Origin of the sequence: Algoriphagus antarcticus (assembly GCF_002150685.1) — a bacterium.
GTDB lineage: Bacteria > Bacteroidota > Bacteroidia > Cytophagales > Cyclobacteriaceae > Algoriphagus > Algoriphagus antarcticus.
Genome location: NZ_MSSW01000049.1, coordinates 40,602 through 66,686 on the forward strand (window position 1 = coordinate 40,602; position 26,085 = coordinate 66,686).

Genomic DNA, 26,085 nt, shown 5'->3' on the forward strand with positions numbered 1-26,085 from the left:
CTTCGGATTGAAAAATCAATGTTTGGGAACCCGATCAAATTCTTGCAGGTTCTGTTAATGTTAAAAACCAAAAAAAATGAGCAATTATAAGAAAGCATACATTGCAGGCGGTTGCTTCTGGGGGATGGAAGATCTCTTCAGAACTCGTCCGGGGATTGTGGGTACAGAAGTGGGATACCAAGGCGGTCAAAATGAAGATCCAACCTATAAAAACCATCCAGGTCATGCTGAGGGGATTGAGATAACGTATGACCCCAATGAAACATCCTTTAGGGAAATCTTAGACTACTTTTTCAGAATGCACAATCCCACTACCGTAGACCAACAAGGCAACGATATGGGGTCGAGCTATCGATCTGCGATTTTCTTCCAAAATGAGGAGGAAAAGGAAGTAGCACAAGAAATGATAGCCATCGTCAATGACTCTAAAAAGTGGCCGGGTAAAGTGGTGACGACACTAGAGCCTTTTGTGCCATTTTGGCCGGCTGAGGATTATCATCAGGATTATCTGGTGAAAAACCCGAACGGATATACCTGTCACTTCTTGCGATTTGAAGAAAGTTATATCTAGTAAGAAATAAAACAAAGGTATTATTTCAAGGGCTTGCACAGAATTGTGTAAGCCCTTTTTGCTTAGATCTACTTTAATTTCTTGGGAGTAGTATCAATTTTAAAGGGGGATTAATAAATAATTTTCTCACAATTGATCAAAATAAATGTAGCCAATATAAGGTCAATTATTTTGCTATTTCCTAGCTCAGAATACCCTAGCATTCTATCTTGCCTTTGATAGACCAAAATAATCAATTAGAGAATGAAGCATACTTTAAAATCAATTTTTCTGGCAAGTTTGGCAATTCTTGCTTTTGCCTGCAAGACGGAAGAAGCGGCAAAAACCGCAGAGAGGCCAAATATCATTTTTATCATGTCGGATGATCACGCCTATCAGGCGATTTCCGCCTATGATAATACGCTAATCGAGACGCCTAACATCGACCGAATAGCTAAAATGGGGATGCTCTTCACCAATGCGTCAGTAACCAACTCGATCTGTGCGCCGTCTCGGGCCACCATTTTGACAGGAAAGCATAGCCATATCAACGGTAAAGTGGATAATCATTTTCCCTTCGATACGACGAATGTGACTTTCCCACAGATCCTTCATGATGCAGGCTATCAAACTGCCATGTTTGGAAAACTACACTTTGGCAACAATCCAAAAGGCTTTGATCAATTCAAAATTTTGCCAGGTCAGGGCGCTTATTACAACCCTGATTTTATCACAAAAAATGAAGGAAATATCAAAGTAGAAGGTTATGTGACGGATATCATTACAGACATGACTTTGGATTGGCTTCAGAATGACAGAAAAAAGGATCAGCCGTTTTTCTTAATGTACTTGCATAAAGCGCCACATCGTGAGTGGTTGCCAGCGGAGCGTCATGTGGAAGAATTCACCAATAGAACTTTCGAAGAGCCAGCTACGCTATTTGATGATTATTCTGGAAGAGGTAGAGCCGCACACGAAGCTGAAATGAATTTGCTGACCGATATGCACTGGGCAGGAGATTCCAAAGTGTACCCAGAAGTAATGGATGAATTGGGAATCGAAGGTACTTCAGATTGGGACAAAGGAGCTTTTGAAAGAGAAGTGGGTAGAATGAATGAAGCTCAGCGTGCCAACTGGGACAAAGCTTACATGAAAGTCAATGAGGATTTCAAAAACGCCTATCCTACCATGACAGAGGAAGACAAAATGAAGTGGAGATATCAGCGCTACATGCAGGATTATTTGGGCACGATTAAGGCCGTGGATGAGAATGTTGGTCGCGTATTGGACTATTTGGAAGAAAACGATATGATGGAAAATACCATTATCGTCTATACTTCTGATCAAGGGTTTTACCTAGGGGAGCATGGCTGGTTTGATAAGCGATTTGTTTACAATGAATCTTTCAAAACGCCCCTTTTGATGGCTTGGCCAGGTAAAGTAAAAGCAGGTACAAAGTCTGATGAGATGGTTCAAAATCTTGACTTTGCACAGACTTTTTTAGCTGCTGCAGGAATCGAAGCCCCTTCAGATATGCAAGGAGAAAGCTTGCTGCCGTTGCTTACTGGAGAAACTGATAAGTGGACGCGCGAAGCAGTTTATTATCACTATTACGAATATCCATCAGTTCATATGGTGAAGCGTCACTATGCGATTATTACAAAGGAATACAAACTGGTTCACTACTATTTTGATATAGATGAGTGGGAGTTGATCGACAGAAAGAAAGATCCGATGGAGCTGACCAATGTATATGATGATCCAGCTTATGCGGAAATCAGGGCTGAACTACACCAGAAGCTCGATGGCTTACGTGAGAAATATGGAGATAGCTCAGAGCTTAGTCAGGAATACATAGATAAGTATCTGGATTACCTGGAAAAAAATAATTCCTATGCCGGTGGGAAAAATACGGAGTTGATAGATAAGATCTTTGAGGATAGAAAGAAGAATTGAGGAGATAAGCCTAGTCATAGAAGCCTCAGCAGATTTAGTTCGTTGGGGCTTTTTTTTTAAAAGCAGAGGCGTGGAGATCGCGAAGAAAAACGCAAAGGCTTACGATCTTTTATATATATCCGCTTTTGTGTCAGTAGCCAAATTTATAGCATATCTATTTTCCACGAATTTAATTTACCGTACGAAAAAGATCCGAAGGATTGAAACGATTCATGACCCTCGGCAAAGCCGGGGGTATAAAACTAGCATACAATAATAGCCCTGAAGGGGCGGAACGGTGAAGTTCCGCCCCTTCAGGGCTATAGTATATTTTCATCAACTTCCCTGCACTTTGTACAGGGTTATGAATGGTTTGGCACCTTCGGCGCTAAGTGTAACTGCAATTTCAGAATTATAAAGAAAATTGTCATTTTGCTAAATTTCAAACTGGTTACGTAGCTATACTGGTAAGATTGGGGATAATCATATTATCTTTTTATATAAAAAATCTCTTGCGAAAACTCTGCGCACTTGGCGTCTTTGCGGTAAAAATTACTTTTTATGTATGTCAGATAGTATAGAAATAAAAGCAATAAAGGAAGTGGTTAAAATAAGGATTGGCTAATTCGGTTATCGGTTCCTCCGCGGCGGACAGGCATCGGTCTTCCGACCTGCTAAGCAAAGAAATAAGGCTACTAGCATCATTTCAGATAATCATATTAATTTTAAGTACAAATAACCCAAGCCATGAATAACCTAGCCCAACACTATCCAATCTCTCCTGAGGCCAAAGCTTTTTATCAGGAAAATAACTTCATCAAACTGAAGCAGGTGCTAAGTCCTGAAGAAGTCGCTCATTTCGGTGAAGTGATTTCAGCTGAAGTGCAACGAAAAAACACTCAGGATCGGCCGCTGGATCAGCGGGATACCTATAGTAAGGCATTCTTGCAGATTTTTAATTTGTGGACTGAAAGTGAGGAGGTGAAAAAGCTGGTGATGAGCAAGAGATTGGCTCAGATTGCTGCCGATTTGATGGGTTGCGAGCAAGTCAGAATTTATCATGACCAGGCGCTATTCAAAGAGGCAGGTGGAGGGATCACTCCTTGGCACGCAGATCAATACTATTGGCCTATCGATACGGATAAGACGATCACTGTATGGATTCCGCTGCAAGCTACTCCACTGGAGATGGGGCCTTTGGAGTTTTCTGCCAAAAGCCAACAGATTGTTTTCGGAAGGGATCTGCAGATCGGCGATGATTCTGAAGTGAAAATTAAGGACAACCTTCGTATCAATAACTTCGAGCATGTGATCGAAGCATTTGATTTGGGAGAAGTAAGCTTTCATTCAGGCTGGGTTTTTCATCGTGCCGGAGCCAATCAAACCGATCAGATGAGGAAAGTAATGACGGTGATTTATATGGATGCCGCCGCAAAACTGATGAATCCAAAGAATGATAATCAGATCCACGATTGGAATACCTGGTGTCCGGGAGCAAAGATTGGAGAAGTGATCAACACCCATTTAAATCCAATTGCTGGGTAACGACGGGATTGCTGAAATGAGAAAATGCATTATTTTATCGCTTTGATTTCGAGCTTTCACCCCAATCTTAACCTAAACCTATGAAGCCGACCTATCCCTACAACCAAACCTATATTTGGCTAATTACGCTTACAGCAGCTTTGGGAGGGTTTTTATTTGGTTACGATTGGGTGGTAATCGGCGGAGCCAAACCTTTTTACGAACCTTATTTCAATATTACTTCCACTGCCGACCAGGGCTGGGGAACAAGCTCTGCGTTGATTGGCTGTATGATAGGTGCAGGAATTTGCATACTCATCAGTGATAAACTGGGAAGGAAAAGACTGCTTATCGTCTCAGGATTGCTTTTTTCTTTATCTGCTATTGGCACTGCCCTCGCAGGGACTTTTTGGGAATTCAATTTCTACAGAATCATCGGTGGAGTGGCGATGGGAGTGGCGCTTAATCTCTCACCTCTTTACATCGCAGAGCTTTCTCCTCCAGAAAAACGGGGCAAAATGGTGACGATCAATCAACTTCTGATCATGATCGGAGTGCTTCTCGCTCAGTTGATCAACTGGCAAATATCGCTGGCTGATACGCAGTTGGCTGATGATGCAAGTTTCGAGATGATCGCAGCAAGCTGGAGTGGGCAAAACGGCTGGAGATGGATGTTTGCGGCAGAAGCGATTCCAGCGCTCTTATTCTTTATCTTGATGTTTTTTGTGCCCGAGTCTGTTCCTTGGCTGATTAAGAATAAAGATGAACAGCCCGCCCGCACAATACTGGTGCGAATAGGAGGAGAGGAATATGCTCAAGATTCTATAACGGAAGTCAAAACTACCCTGAAAGAAGGTGATTTTGGTCAGGTGAATTTCCGTGAATTGTTTCAGAAAAGAGTCGTGAAGCTACTCGGAATCGGTATTTTCTTAGCTTTTCTCCAGCAGTGGAGCGGGATCAACGTAGTGATTTATTACGCTGCGGATATCTTCCAGGCGGCTGGGTACAACCTGAAGCAAATGATGCTGAATATTGTGGTAATTGGCGGAGTGATGGTGCTTTCGGTATTCATTACCATTTTCACTGTGGATAGATTTGGTAGAAAGAAACTTCTACTCATCGGTACTTCTGCAATGGCTATCCTTTACGGGTTGATAGGCTATTTTTTCTATATCGACCTTGGCGGCGACGCAGTTGTATTAGCAGTATTGACCAATGTGATGTTTTATTCTTTCACCTTGGCACCATTACTTTGGGTAGTGCTTTCGGAGATTTTTCCTACTCGTATCCGAGGCGCAGCTATTTCCATCGGAGCTTTAGCACATTGGGTTGGGAATTTTACTTTGACCTATTTCTTTCCAGTCATTCGCGAGAATCTAGGCTGGGCAAATAATTTCTGGCTTTATGGTGGGATCTGCGCCTTCGGTTTCTTGGTGATTTATTTTGTTTTACCTGAGACAAAGGGTAAGTCTTTAGAGGAAATAGAGAAGGAGTTGGTTGGGTGAAATGGCTTGAAAATCTTGATTTTGATTAGCTTGTTTCATGCAAAATGAATAGATCTGTCCCTTATGTGAATAGTTTTATCGAGATTGATAGGGGCCAAAAATGGCTTTTATCTTTCGCTCAGCGTCCAAATCATTTAAGATAAATACTTGATAGGAGTTTCCTCCCGGGGCAACTCGGATTAAAATATGGCCTTGTGTGGATCCGTATACTTGATCTATCCTATCACCGATCACCAGTTTATTAGCTTCCAGCATGCTTGTGGTAAATATATCACGCTTTCCAGGGTAAAGATCTGTCGAAGTAATTCGTCTCAACACATCATCGCCAGGATGATCAGAAGACCAAGATTGCTGTACCCACACTCTTGGTCTCAGAGTCCTCACATAAAAATGATTTTGGGAATCCCGATTTCCGTGATGATTTAACGTGGCGACATCCACCTGTCCAATGACTGGAGCGATATTGCTTTCCACACTATTGAAATCAGCTTCGCCATATGAACCGACTCCTCGGATATCTCCACCGGTGAAATAGTCGAAATTTCCATAAGAAATCCTGAAACCTAGGCTTAGATCATTTTCATTGGTGGATTTGAGATCGAATACTTCCTCATCAACTCCCGTCCAAGCCCATCCATTTCCTTGAATATTTTGGATTGCAAATGTTGGGTAATTTTCAGGATTCTCTAGATGCAGTTGATTCAATTTTCCAGCTGCGAATTTTTCGACTTCCATTCCATTTTCTGCTTTTTGAAATTCCAGAAATTTCCAATAATTCAGGATCGAATTGATGTAAGAAATAGCAGTTGAATTTCCTGATGATGCAAGTTTCTGGAGGTCTTCCTTTTTTCCGAAATTGACTGCGCTACTTTTGTAATCCGGGTAGTCACGATCCAGCATTTTCCGAATAGTGAGTTGATCTCCTACACCAACCAAACCGGTCAACTGATATCCGCCTTTCTCCGAAACAGGCCCGTAAGAGTTTGTTTGGCCAAAGTGATCTGAGTGAAAATGTGTCATCAAAGCATAGTCAATCACACTTTTCTTGGAAGAAGGGCTGAACTGCTGAATGTAATCCACGATCCATTCGTAAGCCAGTTTCGAAGTATTGGGATATCTGGGAGTGTTCCTTTCGGATAGTGTGCGAGGGTCATCTTCCGTAGCTTCACCCGCATCCACCAGCATGGTAGTGCCATCCGGAAGAACAAAAAAAGCGGCATCGCCTCTTCCCGTGTTGATGTGATGAAGGTCCAAAAATCCTTCTTTCCAAGCAGGCAACGGCTGATCGACTTCCTGTGAAAATGCGGAAATGCTAAAGCCAATTAGGATAAAGAATGTAAGTATGATTTTCATGGTTTTGAAAAAAATTGGGTAATAAGTTAGATTCGAGTTTGACTGTCCCAGTAAGTATTTGAAAGCTAAAGATCAAGATTTCTCATTTTTTGGAAGGTGAATCCTGATTAAATTTTGATGAAGAAATATGAATGATTTCCTCATTCTTTTCAGGGAATATTTATCAGATTGAATTATTAGAATAATCTTGAAAGAGCTATGATTTTGGGTTTAGGTAGCTTGTTTATTTAGTAAAACTAATCTGTACTCACCTGTTTTGATTTTATATTTTCTCGGGTAAAATCCACAGCGCACGATTAATTCTAAAAAGTTAACTCATGCCTTCCTTTCCGACTCGGATAATTGAGTGGATCTTAATGATCGTTGGATTTCCGTAATATCTTCTTCGCTCCAAGTAGAGACTTTAAGCAGTTCTGCTTTATATGAATTTACCTCAACGCGGAATTTCTCTTGGGTATAGTCGATTTTGAGTTCGTACAAGGCCTTTTTTAATCGATCAATTTTATCTTCAGGTACTGCAAGAATAATCTTTTCCATAGGTCAATCGATTTTATCGATTCAATGAAACACCCTTCAAGTTTCAAGAAAGCAAGATTTCCGCAGGGATTTTTAACTCTCGATGCAGGATTTTAGCAATTTCTAGCGTGAGTGGTTTACGTTTATTTAGAATGGAAGAGACGTACCCTTTGCTGCCAATTTTACCTACTAAATCTTGGTTTTTGAGACCCAATTCCTTCATCTTTAATCTGATGGCTTCAATAGGATCAGGAAGTGGAATGGCAAAATGCGTGTCTTCGTAATTTCGCAGGATCAAAAGTGCCAATTCGAGTTTTTTACCTAACGGTGAATCAAGAGATGTTTTTTGATCCAAAAGTTCATCCACCCATTCTAATAGCTGATCGTATTCGGCTTCTGTTTTGATCACGGTGAGTTCCATAAGTTATTTTTTGAAGTTTATCGTAGAGACATTTATTTGATCGTTCTTTGTGTGTTCCAAACCACTTGATTTGGACCACTTTATATTCGAAAACTATTCGAACTACCAGCCTGAATTTATTTCCAGAAATATTAAAAACGACTCGATCGTCTTTCACAAGGCTTGCACTATTATAAAACCTCTTTAGTTCGTTGAATGAATTAATCTCCAACTTTTCAAATTCATGGTACCATTCAAATAATGCATTAGAGGCATTTGGATAGTTGGTAGCATAATGCAAGAGCGTCCGTCTAGTTATGATGTTAAACATACACAATTTTTGAAAGGTTCTCCAATAGAAAACTTTTTACTTCAAATTCTTTCCCACAAACTCCAGAAAATGTGACCAATCTTCCCAAGTCAAATTATGCTCTCCCTCCCGAATATGGTAACCGACGGATTCCTGATGTATGGGGGATTTGAGCGTTTCGAATTCGGAAGGAAATTCGATTTTCTTTCCATAAATCTCAGAATAAACCCGGCTTCCAAGCTTGATTCCCAGAAACTCACCCTTGGGATCCGCCCATTGGTCACCTTTGGCGCTTGAATAATAAATAGCTCTTGGAGCAATCAATCCCGGAAGCATGTGCTGGTCAATCGGAAGGGTTTCTTCTTTACCATTGTACTTTTTGAAATTATCCGCAAACCAATAAGGGAATCGGTTATTGATCGCTTCAACCGTTTCCCCATATTTCCTGCGGGAGAGTGCTGCGCCTCCGCATCCGGATTCATTGGCGTAAGTTATTGCCCATCGAGGGTCATTTGCTGAGGTCCAAAGTGCTGCTTTACCTGTTCGGGAATGCCCCACAAGAATTGATTTTTTAGAGTCAATTTGAGGATGTTGCTCAAAATAATCCATTGCTCGCATCGATCCCCAGCCCCAAGCCCCATAAGCTTTCATCCCGTTTGGCATTCCGATTTGCTCAGGATAAAGTGTGTTTATAATTCCATTTTTATAGGTCTCATTATTATCCGGTGCGACAGTTTCGGCATGAAAAGAGGCTGTGGCATAGCCTCTTTTCAATAATTCCGATACCGGCCAAAAGGCCTCGTCTACCAAACTGCCATCGGGATAAGTGGGTTGGTAATTGATCAGCAAAATGACAGGAAAAGGCCCTTTTTTATCCTTTGGGAGGAAAAGATTGATCCGCATGGTGTGGGATTTTCCATTTCTGGAAACTGTGATATTTACTTCTTCAAGCTCAGCCAAATCTGGATAGGGATTCTCTTTTTCATTGACCTTTTCGAAGGAAATCGCATCAAAATTTTTGGGTAAAATCCCGTAAACTACTGACTCAAAAAGGTGGAAAATTTCTGGCCTCCGGATCTTTTCCCAGTCTGCCAAATTATTTATCAGCATTCCTTTTTCACTTACAAAAGGATCTGGAAGTACCAAAGCAGGCACTTTACTTTCGTCGTAATTCGCCTGATTTTGAGCTTGGACCGTCATTGAGATTTGTATAAAAAGCAGGAGAATGAAGTAATTGATAAGAGTCTTCATCAGCATTAATTAACAGCAGTATCCATTTTGCGCTTTGGTGCGTATGCCGGAAACGGATAAGTCCTTGGCATGACTTCCACACCGCTCGTAATTTTTAAAGGAGTTTTTCCTGCAAAAGTCACCTCGATGAAGTAGCCTTTGAAGCCTTTTTCAGGACTTTCCAAAGCCAATTCATAGGTTCCCGATTCGTTGATTTTCATTTCGTTGGACTTCCAGTTAGGTCCAAACTCATCCACCCGGAAGTCACGTGCATTTGGATTGGAAGCGATCCACGCTTTAACCGAGATTGGCTTATCTGCGGGATCTAAGGTCAATTGGATTTTGTCTTCCATGACTTCCCACTGATACTTTGGTCTTGGAGTTTGATTCAGAATCGAAGCATAAAATGAAATCATATTGGGTAATGCATCCGACTCCGATAGGTCATGTCCGAAATTCGGCACGTATTGCATGTGCTTTTCGCCACTCAATTCATTCCAGTAAAACTCCCAGCTATCTGGTTGGAAAAACTGATCCCCAGCTGCATTGATTAGCAGTTTTGGCATATCAAAATCCGCTCGGAATGAGTAAGGCTCGGTAATCTCCAGCAGTCGATCAAACTCCGGAGTTCCCATCCAATCCATCACGCCTTCTTCCACATATTCGCTGACCGCCGGAGCCCAGAAACCGTAATTTTTCCAGTGATGGTCAAAAGATGCCGATAGGTTTAGCATGTCAATCACAATGGGGATGATTGCCACCACTCGATCATCTGTCGCCGCAGTTGTCCAAGTCGTCCATCCCCGCTTGGATGCTCCGCCGACCACAAAAGAGTTGATCTTTTTTTGGTAATTCTTCTCCACGACCTCAGTCACCGCATCCATTCCCAGCTTCACTGCCTTGGTCATGGGTAATCTCGCTAGCCAAATTGCATCCTCGTCTTTTGCTCCACCTTCTAGAAATTTGCGCCAGCCGTAGGCAATTATTGCATCTTCTGTCCGCTTACCTAAGGAATCATTGGCAAAAGTTAAAGGCTGGAAAGGGATGTTATGGATCTCTGCCACGATGGAATTAGTCTGCATCGCAGCGGCTAAAATTAGGCCATCGGGTTCCATGGGCATTTTGGTGCCTGTACTTCCGCCGCCAATCCAGATCAGACTGGTGTCAAAAGGGCTATCCTTAGGTACAACAATGGATACCCAATGCCACCATTCTGTTTGGTCGACCAAGTCAGTGGTAAGCCAGTTTTGGGAAACCATGCGGAGAACGTGAAAATCATATTCCTCACCGGGCACGGAGTGTATGATTTCGTAAGAAAAATCTGGGCTTGGCCCATTTACATAATCTTTGAGAAGTGTTTCGGATCGCTCTTTTGGGATTTCTTCAGTCTTTTGTTCTTCCTGCTTGCAGGAAAAGCTTAGAGAGATTAAGCAAAGGAGTAAAAGTGAGATAGCATTCTTTTTCATAGGATGGGTTTTTTGGGTAAAGTTTTAAAAGGTAGGGAATTAGCCTTTGAGCATCAAGTGAATTTTTATCGAAAGTATTTTTCAACCGAGAAGGGCGCTAAGGTTACGCAAAGTGCACAAAGCTTTTTTCCACCGGGATGGACACCATAGTTTGACAAGGTCACTAAACGAGGTTATGAGGATAACTCAAGTTTTTTTTACAGCGAAGGACACCATAGTTCAATAAGCTCACTAACCTATGTTTAGCAAAGAACACAAAGCGATTGACCTTTTTTTAACGCAGTTGTCCAACTTCTCCCAAGGCTGGATAATTGAAGATGGGAGTAGACTTTTTGATTTTGAAGATTGCAAATCTTCAGATCGACCTTCGAGATTACATCCGCGATAGCGATCTGGACTCGAAGAGCAGAAGATAGCGAGACTCGAAAAGCTTGTTTCAATCTTTTCAAATGAGCGAAACTCAAAATGGAATTGAAAAAGTTTGTTGATGGTTAAGTGGAAATAAATAAGGGCAAGCCATGGAAATAGGAATAGATAGTTTTGCCGCAGCAGCTCCAGCTGGAGCGGATAGTCAAACTGAAAACCGTAGGAAATCTTTGACCGAACTCATTGACAGGATCGTCTATGCGGATGAAATGGGTTTGGATGTCTTTGGAATAGGAGAGCACCATCGGAAAGAGTTTTTGGATTCTGCGGCTGCGATTATTTTGGCGGCAGCTGCTGCTCGAACTTCTCGAATCAAACTGACTTCTGCGGTGACAGTCTTGAGTGCTGCCGATCCTGTTCGGGTGTTTCAGGAGTTTGCTACCATAGATTTGATTTCCAATGGTCGTGCTGAAATCGTCGCGGGACGTGGATCCTTTACGGAAGCCTTCCCACTTTTTGGCTTGAGATTGAATGATTATGATGCACTTTTTTCCGAGAAACTGGAATTGCTCTTGAAGATCCGAGATGAGGAAATCGTTACGTGGAAAGGTCAATTCCGTGCGCCATTAACTCAGCAAGCCATCTATCCAAGACCTTTGCAAGAATCACTTCCGATTTGGCAGGGAGTGGGAGGGACGCCGGCCTCTTTTGTGAGAGCAGGTTTTTTGGGGTTGCCATTGATGGTGGCTGTGATTGGAGGCGAGACTCATAGATTCCGGCCATTGATTGACATGTATCGTCAGGCTGGGGCCAAAGCAGGACATGCGCCTGAGAAATTGAAAGTGGGTTTGCATTCCTTGGGATATGTAGCGGAATCCACCGAAACAGCCGTAGAAGAATACTATCCCGGCTATGCTGAGACGTTTACCAAGATTGGAAAAGAACGAGGTTGGCCTCCTGTCACAAGAAATCACTTTAATACGCAAGTCGGAGAATTAGGAGCCTTGGTTGTTGGAAGTCCAGCCGAAGTTGTGGAGAAAATACTTCGTCACAGCGAAGCTCTTGGTGGTATCGACCGATTTAGCTTCCAAATGGATAACGCCAATCTGAGTCATGCCCAACTGAAAAATGCGATTGAATTGATAGGGGAAGAAGTGATCCCAAGAGTGAAAGCAGGAATATAAAATTGAAAAGTTGAAAAAATGGTTTATTGGTGAAGAATTACTACCGTAAATATCTTGATAGTATGAATTGTTAGAATGCAGGAATTTCAACTCCTTTAAATACAATCTCTTGATAATCATTTCTTTCGTATAGAATCCCCATCTGATTTTTACTAAGATAAACCAAATCGGAATAGGCAGTCCAAGTAGTGTTTTTGGGTATTTTCTTTTGATCTATTTCGGTTGGTTTTATCCAGGATTTGCCTAAATCTTTACTCCATTTGATAGTAAGGTTATTTCTTTCATTTGGATTGGAGTTATTTGAATGTGCCAAAATTGTATCCCCATTTTCATCTTCAAAAGAGAGTATCGAGCCTTGACAAACCGGATCAGTGAGACTTTCCTCAAAATATTGTTCCGACCATGTGGCCCCTCCATCTTCTGAAAAGGCCAAGATCCGCTGGCGAATATCTCCGCGTTGGTTTCGGGTGCTCATGATCATTCGGCCTTCAGGAAGTTCTGCGGCGATAGATTCATTTGAGCCAGGGAATTGGATTGATTCGGAAATTTGAAAGGATTTTCCATGATCATCAGTAAAGAATCCATGAGCTTGGTAATCCTTTGAATTCGTTTGAGGATTCCCTTCAGAATGATTTGCAGCCACGAAGATTCTGCCTTTGAATTTACCCTTTTGGAATTGGAAGGCATGTCCGGGCGTATTAGCATAGTGGCGCCAATCTGCAGGATTCGTATAGTTTGGATTGAACTTGGGGTTATTAGGTTTGTGGACTTGGGTTGTAATATTCACTGGATCTTCCCAGCTTTTCCCTAAATCCAAGGACCGAATCATCCAAACCTCCCGTACGCCTTTATTCAATCGAACATCATATTCGTGGTTGTTTCCCGAATTGTAAAAAAGATAAATCACACCTTCTGGAAATTCCGGATCGTGCAAATCGATCACTGGGGCAGGATTTCCTGCCTGTAGGCTGTCGAAGTCTACGATTGTTTGGAGGAGAGACCAAGTTTTTCCTTGATCGGAACTCCGCTTCATTACGAGGTTGATATCTCCGAAATCATCGAATCCATTAACTCTACCTTCTGCAAATGCTAATAAGTCTCCGTTAGGAATTGAAATAATGGCTGGGATTCTATAGATCGCATGACCTTCTTTTCCTCCTTCAAAGACGAGAGTTTCTTGAGCAAAGAGAATGGTAGAGTTAAATAGTAAGCAAAAGGCTAAAAGAAATCGCATAAGGAAGAGTGCTGAATCCTTAAAAGGAAAGGAACTGTTTAAAGATAAAATTGAAATTGCAAAAAAAATTCTCTCCAAGCTTAAATCATTACCAATCTAATTTTTTCGCTTGGACTTTCTTACTTCAAGTTATTTTAAGTCACACATCAAAAAAGTTCCTTTCAATTCACTTAGAAGGTGCTTTTTTATGATTTTTAAACCCTAACCTCCGAGATGGTATTTCAGGACTTTAATTGCGATAGCACTATGTCTTTAAATACTCTCCCCGTGCTGCGAAATATCCAATCCTATTTCTTCGTACTCTGGCCTTACGCGAAGCGTGACAAACTTATTCAGAACGAAGAAAATCGCATAAGCCATCCCAAAAGAAAAGATAGATACTCCGACCAATACGAGCATATGTGATCCGAAAATAGCCCAGCCTCCATGAAGTAGGCTAGAGCCTTCTTTGCCTGCGAAAATTGCTGTCAGGATCATACCCATTATTCCACCGATTCCGTGGCAGGCAAATACGTCTAGGGTGTCATCTATTTTCTTCAAAAACTTTGCATGCATTGCCATATTAGAAACAATCGCACCTACTGCTCCAAAAAAGAAACTTTCAGGAACTGTGATATATCCCGCAGCTGGAGTGATCACTACCAGTCCGACTACGGCTCCTATACATGCTTGAAGTGCGGATATTTTTCTTCCCTGAATTCTGTCAAATAGCACCCAAGTCATCATCGCTGTGGCTGAACTTATCGTCGTAGTCGCAAAGGCTAAGGCTGCTGTTGCATTTGCTCCAAAAGAAGATCCTGCATTAAATCCAAACCAGCCGAACCACAGCATTCCTGTTCCTAAGAGTACATAAGTGATATTGGAAGGCTCGTGGTTGGGTTTGTTTCTTTTTCCCAAAAACAATGCACCAGCCAACGACGCAAGACCTGCGCTAATATGAACGACAGTTCCTCCAGCAAAATCAAGTACGCCAAAGTAGGAGCCAATCAGTCCATTTGGATGCCAGACCATATGTGCAAGCGGTGCATAAACGAATACGGAGAAAATCCCTATAAAGAAAAGGTAGCCTATAAATCTAACCCGCTCCGCAAAAGACCCCGTGATGATCGCGGGTGTGATCACTGCGAATTTCATCTGGAATAATGCGAATAGGATAAATGGGATCGTTGGCCCAAGTGTTTTATGTGGCAGTTCTGCGACCTGATCAAAGAATAGGTATTGAAATGGATTGCCGAAAATCCCGTATTTCACGCCATCGATAGTGATACCTATTGGGTCACCAAAGGCAATGCTGAATCCTACGACCACCCAAAGCATGGTGACTACACCCAAAGAAATGAAACTCTGAAGCATGGTGGAAATGAGGTTTTTCTTACCAACCATTCCTCCATAGAACAAAGAAAGTCCCGGAGTCATCAGCAAAACCAAACAGGAGGCAGTAAGCAACCAAGCTATATCCGCAAAGACCAATTGGTCTTCTGTTCCAAAATTTTCAAGGATAGGTTGACTGTGCTTCCAAAACAAACCCAAGACAGGAGCTGCAATAGTAATTAGAAAAGCTACTTTCCACTTGAATTTCATTCCACTTTTTTCCATGCACCAAAAGTAAAATAATTAATCTTTTATTCTGTATTAATTGAGAATTACAGAATTAAAAGTTATTCACGGAATAAAAATGATTATTAAATAGTGCGATCGCAAAAAACGGCTTACAGTTTCTAATTGGGTAGCGCACAGACTTCTACCCTTTCATTTTCTCATAAGACTTGATTCCATAATCCCGTTGACAATGGTGAAAATTTCGAATGTGTTTTTTATTGGTGACTTAAATCCAGCTGATTACCTCTACTCCTTCACCAACACCTTTTCATCTGATACTGATGTAAAAAATCAGTACAAAAATCAAAATCATCTGGCCAGTATATGTCTCGGCCATTTTCATAAAGTGCAATTTTCTGGAAATATGCAGGTTCTAAAAGTGGCTGGCTTAGTTTATCTTCTTCTATAAAAGGATCAAAATCAATAGTCTTCTCCGAGTCATCGATAAAATTGAAATGTAGTTTTTATCCCCTTGTATGCTGTAATTGGTTAAACTGATCATTGTGATAACCTAAAGTTGCATTTTGTCCAATATCTTTCCATCAGGAATGTTGATTCTGCTGCTTCATGAGTCTAAAAAAAGAATTTTATGAGGATTATTTAGAGGGGGACTTCAACGCAGTCAAACCACGATTAGCCATTTGGAAATGAAGAGATTAAAGATTTTAGGCCAAGCCTCAACTGCCTGACCGTGCTTGAGCTTTTGAAGTAGGGTAGCTAGTTGAATCCCAAACTGATTTGGATAGTAGGTGGTAATTGAAAACGTAAACTACATTCAGTGAATAAAATCACCTTTCCCTGGATAAAAAGAAGCACTTTAGCCAAAGAATAAAAAAACAATTTTTCATTTAGGAAATAAATTGGAATGAAATTTTCCATATACCCTTATAATCTAACCGCTAAAACTTGTGATCATATGAGACCTTTTAAGGATTTCCTAAACCTTTGTTCGGTATTAATACTGTTGAGTTTAAGCGCTTGTGCGATCAATCCTGTCACCGGAAAAAAGCAGATTGTACTGATGTCTGTAGCTCAGGAAGTCGCTATGGGACAGCAGTCTGACCCGGAAATTGTGGCCTTCTTCGGCCTATATGATGATCCCCAACTCCAAGAGTTTATCACAGCTAAGGGTAATGAAATGGCGGCAATCTCACACCGTCCAAAATTAGACTATGAGTTCAAAATAGTTGATTCCCCCGTCATTAATGCCTTTGCGGTCCCTGGTGGCTTTGTATATTTCACGAGAGGTATTATGGCGCACTTCAATAATGAAGCGGAGTTTGCGGGAGTTTTAGGTCATGAGATCGGACATGTTTCTGCCAGGCACTCAGTGATTCAGCAAAGAAATCAGTTATTTGGTCAAATAGGACTCTTAGCAGGGATTATATTGGTACCCGAGCTCGGTCAATTCGTAGAGCCTTTGTCCCAAGGAATGCAGCTGGCGTTATTGAAATTCGGGAGAGATGCGGAGCGCCAATCTGATAAGTTAGGTGTAGATTATTCTTCTCAAATCGGGTATGATGCCACTGAAATGGCTGGCTTTTTTGAAACATTAGAGCGTCAACAGGAAAATTCTGGAGCTGGCGAAATCCCGCCTTTTCTTTCCACACACCCTTCTCCGGAAGAGCGAAATGCCACGGTAGAGCGAATGGCGGAAGCATGGCAGGAAAAATCTAAAATGACTGAATTTGAAATAAATCGTGACAGTTATTTGAGGAAAATTGATGGCCTTATAGTAGGAGCAGATCCAAAGCAGGGATTTGTGGAAAATAATTCATTCTTTCATCCAGTACTGAAAATACAGTTTCCAATCCCGACATCTTGGAGTCATCAAAACACTCCCCAACAGTTTCGAATGGCTCCAAAGGATGGAGATGCCATCATGATGCTCACCTTAGCGCCTGGTGCTACCTTGGAGGAAGCAGCGAATGCCGTTCTGGAACGATACAAATTGACTATGGTGGAATCCAACAAGGAGACTATTAATGGATTGCCTGCAGTAATCATGGTTGCCGATCAGAAGCAGGAGGAAGTTACTACTCGGGTTCTTTCGTCTCTTATCCAGTTTGATGGTAATATTTACAGCCTCATGGGAGTTTCGGATATTTCAAAGTTTGGCTCTTATCAACCGGTATTTTTAAGCACTATCCGTAAATTTCAGGAATTGCGGGATTCCGAAAAACTAAATCGCAAACCCGATATTATAAAGATCAAAACTGTTCCCAAGCAGATGAGCTTACAGGCAGCTTTTCAGAATTATGGTATGCCAGCCGAGCGCTTTGAAGAACTCGCCCTTCTTAACGGAATGCTTTTGACAGATCAATTGGACAAGGGCATGCTGATCAAAGTCGTAGGAAAATAATCAACTTAATTTTTGAGAATCTGTAGAATTCAATTCATATAAAACAAAAAAAACCGAGCTAAAAAAGCTCGGTTTTTTTTGTTGACACTTAATTTGAATTCGATCTCAATTTACTTTCTTTCCTTCTCGGCATAGCCAAATACCTTTTGTAATAGCGCCGATTTTCGGGCAGAAACCTGCTCACGGATTTTCAATTCTTCTTTGGCGATTTCAATAAAAAGCCCATCAATTGCTTTTTGAGTAACGTAGCTAGTCAGGTCTGTATCCACTTTCTTTACAAAAGGAACCTTATTGTAACGGGTGGTGGCATCTTCCCAATATTTGGTGGCGTCCACTTTTTTTAGACTTCTGTCGATAACAGGTGAAAAGACCGCATTCAAACTGTCGCTAGTGGTTTTAGAGAAATACTGAGTAGCAGCATTGTTTTCTCCCAAAAGAATATTTTTCACATCTTGAATGGTCATTTGCTTGATAGCGCTTTGAAAAATCGGCTTGGCCTGAATTGCTGCATCTTCAGCTGCCCGGTTTACGCTGACCACGACTTGATCTACCATAGATCCAAGCCCTAATGTTCGAAGCGTATTTTCTATTTGCTTTGCCTCAGGCGGAAAAAGGATTTTTACATCCAGGTTATTTAAGTAGCCATCTTTCAGGTTAAGTCTTTCGGAGCTTATTCCTGTTGCTTGTTGTAGGGCTTCCTTCAGCGCTGAGTTGATTTCTGTATTAGATGGTGTCAACATTGACTGAGACATAGCATCCGTAATCTGCGTGACTGTAGCACATCCACTGAGTAGCAGGTAGCTTGATATAGTAAAGACTTGAGTAATTCGTTTGAACATGGTTTTTGAGATAGGGTAATGAAGAATGTTTTTCGTTTCAGTTTAACCTACGCAAGGTATGTTAAAAAGGATGAGCTCAGAACTCATAGGAAATTTTTCGGTTGAAAGTGAAATTGCCCACGATTGATCAGTTTTTATGTTCGAGATGAGTTTTCTAGTCTAAAATCGAAGCAACTTTTACAAGAGTTATCACCCAAATATGAATATCGATGAAATATTTATCATGAAAATTTTCTGATAAGTGGTATTATAATTAGAAAAATGATAATTTATCAAATCAAATCATGCAAATATCTTAATCAAATGAATCTCAGACTCAACTCAGAATTTGGTACGCTCAAAGCTGTTTTGATGCATAGGCCCGGAAAGGAAATTGACCGATTGACCCCATATAATAAGGAATATTTACTATTTGATGATGTGCCATATCTCGAAGCACTTCAGAAAGAACACGATACTTTTTCGGACTTGATTAAATCATCAACGGGAGCGATGGTTTATCAGCTGAGAGAACTCTTGATTCGAGTACTTTATGATGAGCAGATTCTACTCAAATTGATGCAAAATGCACTTCAAAGATCTGGGCTATCACATCTGGCTGAAGCGATACTCGAACGATATTCTACGGCCGAATGCGCAGGTATACTCACTGGTGGTTTGAAAATCCATGAATTGAGACGTAAAATACCAAAACTAAATCCCGGTGAATTGATGGATTACGCTTTCGCTATTACTCCTTGCCCGAATTTGTATTTCCAGCGTGACCCTATGGCAGTGACACCTGGAGGGATTATTTTTTCAAGTATGAAAATGGAGGGCAGGCAACGTGAAGCAGATTTGCTTCGGACTATTTTTGAAAATCATCCAGACTTTAAAGACCATATCAATAAGCTTTATCCTTTGGAAGGAATGCATAATCCTCCGAGTATTGAAGGCGGCGATGTGATCATCCTTTCCCAGAAGGCTGTTGCGATCGGCAACTCGGAGCGTACCGATGAAAAGGCGATTTATCACGCAGCAAAAGCCCTGCTAGGAGAAGGTACAGTGGAGCGGGTTTATGAAGTGCATCTTCCTCAAAAGCGTCAATACATGCATTTGGATACGGTTTTCACCATTTTAGATGAGAATCTGGCCTTGACTTATCCCGATGCGTTGAACTCCGTTTTGCAGACTTCGCTTTATACGTTGAAGGAAATTCGCGAGGACAAAGTTATCATCAAGCGGGAGGTATTAAAGGAATCGCTATTGACGATTTTGGAACGGGAAATCGCGCACTTGGAGATTCTTCATACGGCAGACGGAAATCCGGATTATGCCATGCGTGAGCAGTGGTTTGATGGTGCCAATGTATTTGCAATCGGTCCACGGCGTGTCATCTCATACAATCGAAACATCCATACTAACAGGGCTCTTCGCGAGATGGGAGTGGAGGTTTTGGAGATCCCTTCTTCGGAGCTTTCAAGAGGTCTTGGAGGACCGAGATGTATGACTATGCCGCTGAGTAGATCGCGAGTGTAGCGTTCCATAGCTGTCGGGACGGATTTCGTGCAGGTAATCCCGTTAACTAAAAGGATCAAATCATCTGTCAAAAAACGATCTTCTCCTCGATACCTTCAAATCCTGAAGGATAGTCGATTTCACACGGATGTCAATATTGTAGGAAGTGAATGCACCAAAAGGAACCCAGTTGACATTCATTTGCCAGCAGTGCAGGTCTCTCGCTATACCGATCATCGTTTGTGTTAGCTCCTTTGTTTGCGCATCAAAACCCGTGTTGAAGTTGATCTTCCATTTATCAGACAACGAAAAATCTCCATTTATGCTAATCGTTTGAGTGATATTTTGCCTCCCCGACACTGGTTTGCTGTAAGAAAGCACATAACCAAATGAAACGTTCCAAGGAATGCTCCAATCTATGTATTGGCTTGGATCGGTTGCTATCCTATTGATTTCACTTTGCACAAAATCATCCATTACGCCCCCTTGCTGCATGAATTCATTGGTGAGTTCATCTCTGACTTCACCTTGGTTTTGCGCACTGTTGGGATTGATTGAGGCATTCATGTTTAGAGAAGCATTTCGGATTGTCCCGATTCCCATTCCATTTTTCCAGGCAAATTCATTGATAGCCCGAAAGGTTTCTGTACCACTTCTGTTCGTGTAAGCTTCCGTGGAGTAGGGATCGAGTGTGGTACTCATGTTTACGGATAATCTTCTGTCAAAAAAGCTTGTTCGTGCACTGATTCGAATCGGAGCAAGGTTAAAAGAATCTGCGGCAAAGTTATAGCTGGAACTTAGGTCGATGTTTTCCAAAATTGGAATTTTCTTGGTAGGATTTTCACCGGTAGAATCCGATTTGTCGAGGATTTTCGCTTCCAGCACACTTCGAATACTAAAACTCATTGCCCTGCTCTCACCCAGCGGAGCACCACCAAAGGAGAAGCCTTGTTGACGAGAAAATAAACGAGTATCGCCTTGTTCATTAACCTGCACTTCCTGAAAATAGCCAAAGGAGGGCGCCGAGAAGTCAGGCGAAAAATTGAAGCTAAGAGAAGGCTGAATATGCTGACGAATGGCTTGGACCTTTCCCTTCTTGAAGTTGAAAAATCCATAGATGTTGGTGTTTAAACTGAAAGAGCTGGAATAAAATGTCACACGGTTAAATCCATCTTCTAAGATTTTATCCACTCGCTCTTCGGATGGATTATAGAAGTAATTGATCCTATTGAGATACCAAAGTTCTGTTACGCTGGCGGATGCCGTACCAGTGAAATATTTGAAAAGGCTGAAATTTGAACTTACAGGGATTCGGTTCCTTGCACCGTTGTTTGCATTTTGCAGCAGATAGCCAAAATTAGCGGGCGTGAAAGGCACCAATTCTGGGTCGCCGGAATTCTCAATTAAGTTTGGGTCTACTCCAAATTCCTGTGTTACTTTATTGGTGATGGAATTCTGAAGGTCAAAATTGTAGGCAATATTCAAGGTTTTCAAGGGCTCAAATTTCACATTTTTGAAAGGATTCTGCCTATTCATACTCAGGTTCATTGTTGGCAAGCTGAGTTGAACTTCTCCAGTCTGTACACTCTGCGAATGCCGCATACTCGCGCCGAATGAGAATGGCGTTCCTGTGAAAGTTTTGGAATAGTTGACTGTCGAAGACAAATCAGCTGTCACATTGTTTGTGTAATTATTCGGGTTGACGATGTTATTGAAATAACTTGTGGAGCCGGCATTCACAGAAGCTGAAAATCTACTGTTTCCACGAGATTCAGGATTGTGAGACCATTGAATTCGGAACGTATTATAATCTACAGGATTCAGCTCAGTTTCCGGAGATTTGAATTTTTGAAAGTCAATATTGAAAGATCCACCAAATCTATAGCGCTTCTTGTAGGCAGCTTGTGATTTGAGACCCCAGCCTCCGTTAGAGTATATATCGCCGGTGATACGCGCATGGATGAAGTCATTGAAGGCAAAATAGTAGCCCAAATCACGTAGGTAAAGTCCCCTTTTTTGCTCCTGCCCATAGGAAGGGAAGATTAATCCAGTAGCTTTTTCCTCAGGTGTGTTGGGTAAAATGCCAAATGGCAATCCAAGTGGGGTAGGAATACCATTAAAATATAGATTGAAAGGCCCAGTAACTACCTGCCCACCTTCTATGGACTTGATTTTATTGGAAGCAACGTGGTAGTGTGGAATGGTGAGTGTGCAAGTAGTGTAATATCCATTTGCCAAATACACACTGCCATCTTGCATTTTCTTAATCGTTTCTCCGCGAAGAATACCGTCTTGCTGCTCCGTGACCACGTCTTTGATGATGGCTTTCTGAGTTTTGAAATTATACTTCATTTCTTTGCGGATTTCATAGGATGATGGACCGTCTTTGAAGAATGGATTTCCAGTCACCTTGCCCAAGCTATCGGTGACACCGGATGCATACAGTTCGGAATTCTCCCAATCTATCACAATAAGATCTGCCTCCAACCTCATCGTTCCGTATTCAAACCATGCTTGATTGTAGAGGTAAATTTTGTTCTCCGTAAAATCAGATACGATACTATCTTCTCCGTAATAAGTAATATCTGTAGAGATATCACTCCTAGGCATAATATTTGTCGAATCAGACAGCGCGAGCGTATCGGTAGAATTTGGTAAAGTGTCCAAAGCCATCAAGTCTCGCGAAGGCGATATCAATGTGTCGGGAAGCGTTAATGGCTTTTCTTCAAGTTTGCGAACGGGATTTTGTGCAGTCGCCACTAGCGGAACAATCAATAGCCCATAAAAGCAAAATAAGAAGAGCCTGAATCCCTGCACTGTTGCTTACGCTTTAGTTAAATTTGAGTGAAATTTCGTGTAAAGTTAATTTTATTGCCCTCATGGAACGGTCCAAAAACAAAAAAATTCTTCTTTGTCTCATATTATGTATTCCCATAGTATTTGGCGGATTTATCACAAACGAATCGATGATGCCGAAGTTTCGGATGAAAAAAATCGTTCTCGATGCCGGCCACGGAGGTAAAGATCCTGGTAATGTGGGATCTAGATCAAGAGAGAAGGACATCAATCTAGCGGTGACTTTACTCGTGGGGAAATACATCAAAGAAAATCTACCTGATGTCGAAGTTATTTACACTCGCGATGACGATAGCTTCCCTTCACTCAAAGATCGCCCGCTGATCGCCAACAATAACAAGGCAGATCTTTTTGTGTCGATCCATTCAAATTCTGCTCCCAATAAATCAGCTTTCGGCACAGAGACATTCGTCATGGGTACAAAGCATTTTGATGCCAATTTTGATATAGTAAAGCGTGAAAACTCCGTAATCCTTTTGGAGGATAACTACGAGGAAAACTACGAAGGCTTTGACCCAACTTCTCCAGAGTCTTATATGATGTTCAATTTGATGTCTAAAGTTCACTTTGAGAATTCAGTAACCTTGGCAGATCATGTAGAGACTCAGTTTAAAGATAGAGTTGGCCGTAAAAGCCGAGGTGTGAAGCAAGGGCCATTCTATGTACTGTGGACTCCTTCGATGCCTTCAGTTTTGGTGGAATTAGGATTTCTATCCAACTCTGAGGAAGAAAGATTCTTGATGAGTCAAGAAGGTAAAGAATACATGGCTTCTGCTATCTACCGTTCTATCAAAGAGTATAAAGACTCGATTGAGGCAAATTAATTTCCAGTCTTCAAAGCAGTCATTAGGCCCTTTTTCATTTTGGAGAAGGGCTTTTTTTTAGCCACGAAGACACAAAGTGAAGCAAAGGGCTAAGTTGCCCTGCCTCTCCGGAAGCTGGACTTGGTTTATTCTTTAATTGTCGGATAGCTTGGTTCAAGTCTGAAAACTTGCACCAGTGATTTCTAGATTGCTCTTCAGGGAGTGAATACTGAGACTGCTGCTGCCACTTTTCACTAATTCATGAATGTTTTTTTAACTTTGAGGTTAAATTATTCGTGCTATGCGATGGTATTGATTTCTAAACCCACATTTGACTAATGACACCAACTAATCAGAATGCCAACTCCAGCATGGACGACTTGCTTCAAGCTTTGCAGAAAAAGTATGAACAAGTGAAGCTGGGCGGAGGTGCCAAAAGAATACAAAAAGAACATGCCAAGGGAAAGCTTACGGCTCGTGAGCGAATTGATTATTTGCGTGATATAAACACGGAATTTTTGGAGGTAGGAGCGTTTGTCGCCGATGGAATGTATGCCGAAGAGGGTGGATGTCCCTCAGGAGGAGTGGTGACGGGAGTTGGCTATGTGAGTGGAAGGATGTGTATGATCGTTGCCAATGATGCTACAGTGAAGGCAGGAGCATGGTTTCCCATGACTGCCAAGAAAAACCTTCGTGCGCAGGAAATTGCCATGGAAAATCAGATTCCTGTGATCTATCTAGTCGATAGCGCAGGCGTTTTTCTCCCCATGCAAAATGAAATTTTCCCAGATAAGGAACACTTTGGAAGACAATTCCGCAATAATGCTAAAATGTCGGCGATGGGAATAGTACAGGTTGCCGCGATCATGGGCAGTTGTGTAGCAGGAGGAGCTTACCTTCCGATCATGTCTGACGAAGCGATGATCGTGGATAAAACAGGATCCATTTTCCTTGCAGGTTCTTATCTGGTGAAATCAGCAATTGGAGAGACGATCGACAATGAAACGCTAGGCGGAGCAACTACACACTGCGAGATTTCTGGAGTGACAGATAATAAATACGATACAGATCAGGATTGTCTGGATGCGATCCGAAAGATTTTTGATAAAATAGGACACAATCCAACCGCAGGTTTTGACCGTGCCGAACCCCAAAAGGCAGGCATGACGGGTGAAGAACTTATAGCTACTTTTCCAACAGAGCGAGTGAAGCCTTATGATATGCTACTGATCATAAGAGGACTCATTGATGGTGGAGACTTTGATGAGTACAAGGCCGATTATGGAAAAACTTTGATTTGCGGGACAGCCAGAGTTGACGGCTGGGCTGTTGGAATAGTCGCTAATCAGCGCAAAATTGTCAAAACTTCCAAGGGAGAAATGCAGATGGGTGGAGTGATTTATTCTGACTCAGCTGACAAAGCCGCTCGATTTATTATGAATTGCAACCAGCGTAAAATCCCGCTCGTTTTCCTCCAGGATGTCAGCGGATTTATGGTGGGAAGCAAAGCAGAGCATGGTGGTATCATCAAAGACGGAGCGAAAATGGTGAATGCGATGGCAAATTCTGTTGTTCCAAAATTCACCTTTATTCTGGGTAACAGTTACGGAGCTGGCAACTATGCCATGTGTGGCAAAGCGTATGATCCTCGCCTGATTTACTCTTGGCCTACGGCTCAGATGGCAGTGATGTCAGGAGCAGCTGCTGCAAATACCTTACTTCAGATTAAAGTGGCTGGATTGAAGAAGAAGGGGCTAGTGATTTCCCCTGAAGATGAAAAGGAATTACTAGACGAAATCACTTCAAAATACAAAGAGGAACTGAGCCCCTACTATGCCGCATCAAGACTTTGGGTGGATGGAGTGATCGATCCTAGGGAGACTAGAAAGGTGATCAGCATGGGTATAGAAGCAGCGAATCATGCACCGATTACTGAAAGATTTAACGTCGGAGTAATCCAGACTTAAGAGGTTTTAAGTTACTTAATTAACAGTTTGCCACTCATTTGAACAAGCCGAAATGATTCATCTAATTGTTGGAAACACAGGATCTGGAAAAACCACCTATTCAACCGAATTAAAAAGAAAGACAAATGGTGTTATTTTCTCGATAGATAAATGGAATAACGCACTTTTTCTTGTGGACAAAAAACCGAATGACGGATTAGAATGGTTTCTCGAAAGAATTGAACGGGCGGAAAAAGTAATCATGGATTTAGTTGAGCAGTTAGAGGATTCAAAAACTGATTCTATTCTTGACTTAGGACTTTCCAAATTTGAGCACCGAGAGAAATTCAGAAAATTTGCGGAATTGAATGAGATCGAAGTAAAAACTCATTTTTTGGACATCTCAAGAGAAACTCGGCTGAGTAGAGTGATGAAACGAAATAATGAAAAAGGATCAACGTTCGAGTTTGAAGTAAGTAAAGAAAATTTTGATTTTATGGAAAGTTGGTTTGAGAAGCCGAATGAGAAAGAATTGGCTGGTGGAATACATCTTATGGAATAATTTCCCGTGGTGGCAACTTATATAGTTAGTCGCTGAGGGTTTTTTCAA

At 41.6% G+C, this 26,085-nt stretch carries 20 protein-coding genes and 1 pseudogene; 10 read left to right on the forward strand and 11 right to left on the reverse strand.

Annotation, left to right across the window (positions count from 1 at the left end; genetic code table 11):
* The first annotated feature begins 76 nt into the window (after positions 1-76).
* The 4 genes from msrA to BVH04_RS16180 all read left to right on the forward strand — a co-directional run bounded on the left by msrA (position 77) and on the right by BVH04_RS16180 (position 5,514).
* Complete coding sequence (msrA, locus tag BVH04_RS16165; protein WP_086542506.1) at positions 77-571, forward strand: peptide-methionine (S)-S-oxide reductase MsrA; 495 nt, start codon at positions 77-79, stop codon at positions 569-571.
* 243 nt (positions 572-814) lie between these two features.
* Positions 815-2,506 carry a sulfatase family protein gene (locus tag BVH04_RS16170; protein WP_086542507.1) on the forward strand — a complete coding sequence of 564 codons (1,692 nt, stop codon included), beginning with the start codon at positions 815-817 and terminating at the stop codon, positions 2,504-2,506.
* 726 nt (positions 2,507-3,232) lie between these two features.
* The gene (locus BVH04_RS16175) at positions 3,233-4,030 is read left to right on the forward strand and encodes a phytanoyl-CoA dioxygenase family protein (protein WP_086542508.1); all 798 of its coding nucleotides are present in this window, start codon (positions 3,233-3,235) and stop codon (positions 4,028-4,030) included.
* 80 nt (positions 4,031-4,110) lie between these two features.
* Entirely contained in the window at positions 4,111-5,514 is a 1,404-nt protein-coding gene (locus BVH04_RS16180; RefSeq protein ID WP_086542509.1) for a sugar porter family MFS transporter, read from the forward strand.
* Positions 5,515-5,589: 75 nt separating this feature from the next.
* Here the strand turns inward: BVH04_RS16180 and BVH04_RS16185 are convergent, their stop codons facing one another.
* From BVH04_RS16185 to BVH04_RS16210, 6 genes are all read right to left on the reverse strand, one after another.
* Positions 5,590-6,867 carry a ComEC/Rec2 family competence protein gene (locus tag BVH04_RS16185; protein ID WP_086542510.1) on the reverse strand — a complete coding sequence of 426 codons (1,278 nt, stop codon included), beginning with the start codon at positions 6,865-6,867 and terminating at the stop codon, positions 5,590-5,592.
* 315 nt (positions 6,868-7,182) lie between these two features.
* On the reverse strand, positions 7,183-7,404 hold the full coding sequence (locus tag BVH04_RS16190; protein WP_086542511.1) for a hypothetical protein: 222 nt from the start codon (positions 7,402-7,404) through the stop codon (positions 7,183-7,185).
* Positions 7,405-7,447: 43 nt separating this feature from the next.
* Positions 7,448-7,804: a helix-turn-helix domain-containing protein gene (locus BVH04_RS16195; RefSeq protein ID WP_086542512.1), complete on the reverse strand. Its 357-nt coding sequence runs from the start codon at positions 7,802-7,804 to the stop codon at positions 7,448-7,450.
* Complete coding sequence (locus tag BVH04_RS16200) at positions 7,743-8,114, reverse strand: type II toxin-antitoxin system HigB family toxin (protein ID WP_086542513.1); 372 nt, start codon at positions 8,112-8,114, stop codon at positions 7,743-7,745. The genes BVH04_RS16195 and BVH04_RS16200 overlap by 62 nt, the downstream gene beginning before the upstream one ends.
* A 36-nt stretch (positions 8,115-8,150) precedes the next feature.
* Positions 8,151-9,344 carry a glucuronyl esterase domain-containing protein gene (locus tag BVH04_RS16205; protein WP_086542561.1) on the reverse strand — a complete coding sequence of 398 codons (1,194 nt, stop codon included), beginning with the start codon at positions 9,342-9,344 and terminating at the stop codon, positions 8,151-8,153.
* A gap of 5 nt (positions 9,345-9,349) precedes the next feature.
* On the reverse strand, positions 9,350-10,789 hold the full coding sequence (locus tag BVH04_RS16210; protein ID WP_086542514.1) for a PhoPQ-activated pathogenicity-related family protein: 1,440 nt from the start codon (positions 10,787-10,789) through the stop codon (positions 9,350-9,352).
* A gap of 518 nt (positions 10,790-11,307) precedes the next feature.
* Between BVH04_RS16210 and BVH04_RS16215 the strand changes: the two genes are divergently transcribed.
* Positions 11,308-12,339 carry an LLM class flavin-dependent oxidoreductase gene (locus BVH04_RS16215; protein ID WP_086542515.1) on the forward strand — a complete coding sequence of 344 codons (1,032 nt, stop codon included), beginning with the start codon at positions 11,308-11,310 and terminating at the stop codon, positions 12,337-12,339.
* A 70-nt stretch (positions 12,340-12,409) separates the two neighbouring features.
* On the opposite strand, the gene BVH04_RS16220 is transcribed toward BVH04_RS16215, so the two are convergent.
* From BVH04_RS16220 to BVH04_RS26680, 3 genes and pseudogenes are all read right to left on the reverse strand, one after another.
* A complete protein-coding gene (locus BVH04_RS16220) occupies positions 12,410-13,573 on the reverse strand; it encodes a sialidase family protein (protein ID WP_086542562.1) in 1,164 nt (387 codons plus the stop codon).
* A gap of 252 nt (positions 13,574-13,825) precedes the next feature.
* Positions 13,826-15,169 carry an ammonium transporter gene (locus tag BVH04_RS16225; RefSeq protein ID WP_240510955.1) on the reverse strand — a complete coding sequence of 448 codons (1,344 nt, stop codon included), beginning with the start codon at positions 15,167-15,169 and terminating at the stop codon, positions 13,826-13,828.
* 257 nt (positions 15,170-15,426) lie between these two features.
* Positions 15,427-15,621 (reverse strand): annotated as a pseudogene (locus BVH04_RS26680) (hypothetical protein); the annotation flags it as partial.
* A 467-nt stretch (positions 15,622-16,088) separates the two neighbouring features.
* Between BVH04_RS26680 and BVH04_RS16235 the strand changes: the two are divergent.
* Complete coding sequence (locus tag BVH04_RS16235) at positions 16,089-17,534, forward strand: M48 family metalloprotease (protein ID WP_086542565.1); 1,446 nt, start codon at positions 16,089-16,091, stop codon at positions 17,532-17,534.
* Positions 17,535-17,644: 110 nt separating this feature from the next.
* Here the strand turns inward: BVH04_RS16235 and BVH04_RS16240 are convergent, their stop codons facing one another.
* Entirely contained in the window at positions 17,645-18,373 is a 729-nt protein-coding gene (locus BVH04_RS16240) for a DUF4197 domain-containing protein (protein ID WP_086542516.1), read from the reverse strand.
* Between the two features lie 303 nt (positions 18,374-18,676).
* Between BVH04_RS16240 and BVH04_RS16245 the strand changes: the two genes are divergently transcribed.
* Positions 18,677-19,891 carry an arginine deiminase gene (locus tag BVH04_RS16245; RefSeq protein WP_086542566.1) on the forward strand — a complete coding sequence of 405 codons (1,215 nt, stop codon included), beginning with the start codon at positions 18,677-18,679 and terminating at the stop codon, positions 19,889-19,891.
* A 60-nt stretch (positions 19,892-19,951) separates the two neighbouring features.
* On the opposite strand, the gene BVH04_RS16250 is transcribed toward BVH04_RS16245, so the two are convergent.
* Positions 19,952-22,630 (reverse strand): putative LPS assembly protein LptD, encoded by a 2,679-nt coding sequence (locus BVH04_RS16250; RefSeq protein WP_240510956.1) that lies wholly within the window; start codon positions 22,628-22,630, stop codon positions 19,952-19,954.
* A gap of 119 nt (positions 22,631-22,749) precedes the next feature.
* Here BVH04_RS16250 and BVH04_RS16255 point away from each other — a divergent pair, with 119 nt between their 5' ends.
* The 3 genes from BVH04_RS16255 (at position 22,750) to BVH04_RS16265 (ending at position 26,037) form a co-directional block, all read left to right on the forward strand.
* A complete protein-coding gene (locus BVH04_RS16255) occupies positions 22,750-23,550 on the forward strand; it encodes an N-acetylmuramoyl-L-alanine amidase family protein (RefSeq protein WP_086542517.1) in 801 nt (266 codons plus the stop codon).
* 350 nt (positions 23,551-23,900) lie between these two features.
* Positions 23,901-25,496, forward strand: a complete 1,596-nt coding sequence (locus BVH04_RS16260) for an acyl-CoA carboxylase subunit beta (protein WP_394335234.1) — start codon at positions 23,901-23,903, stop codon at positions 25,494-25,496.
* A gap of 52 nt (positions 25,497-25,548) precedes the next feature.
* Complete coding sequence (locus tag BVH04_RS16265) at positions 25,549-26,037, forward strand: AAA family ATPase (protein ID WP_086542519.1); 489 nt, start codon at positions 25,549-25,551, stop codon at positions 26,035-26,037.
* The last annotated feature ends 48 nt before the right edge of the window (positions 26,038-26,085 follow it).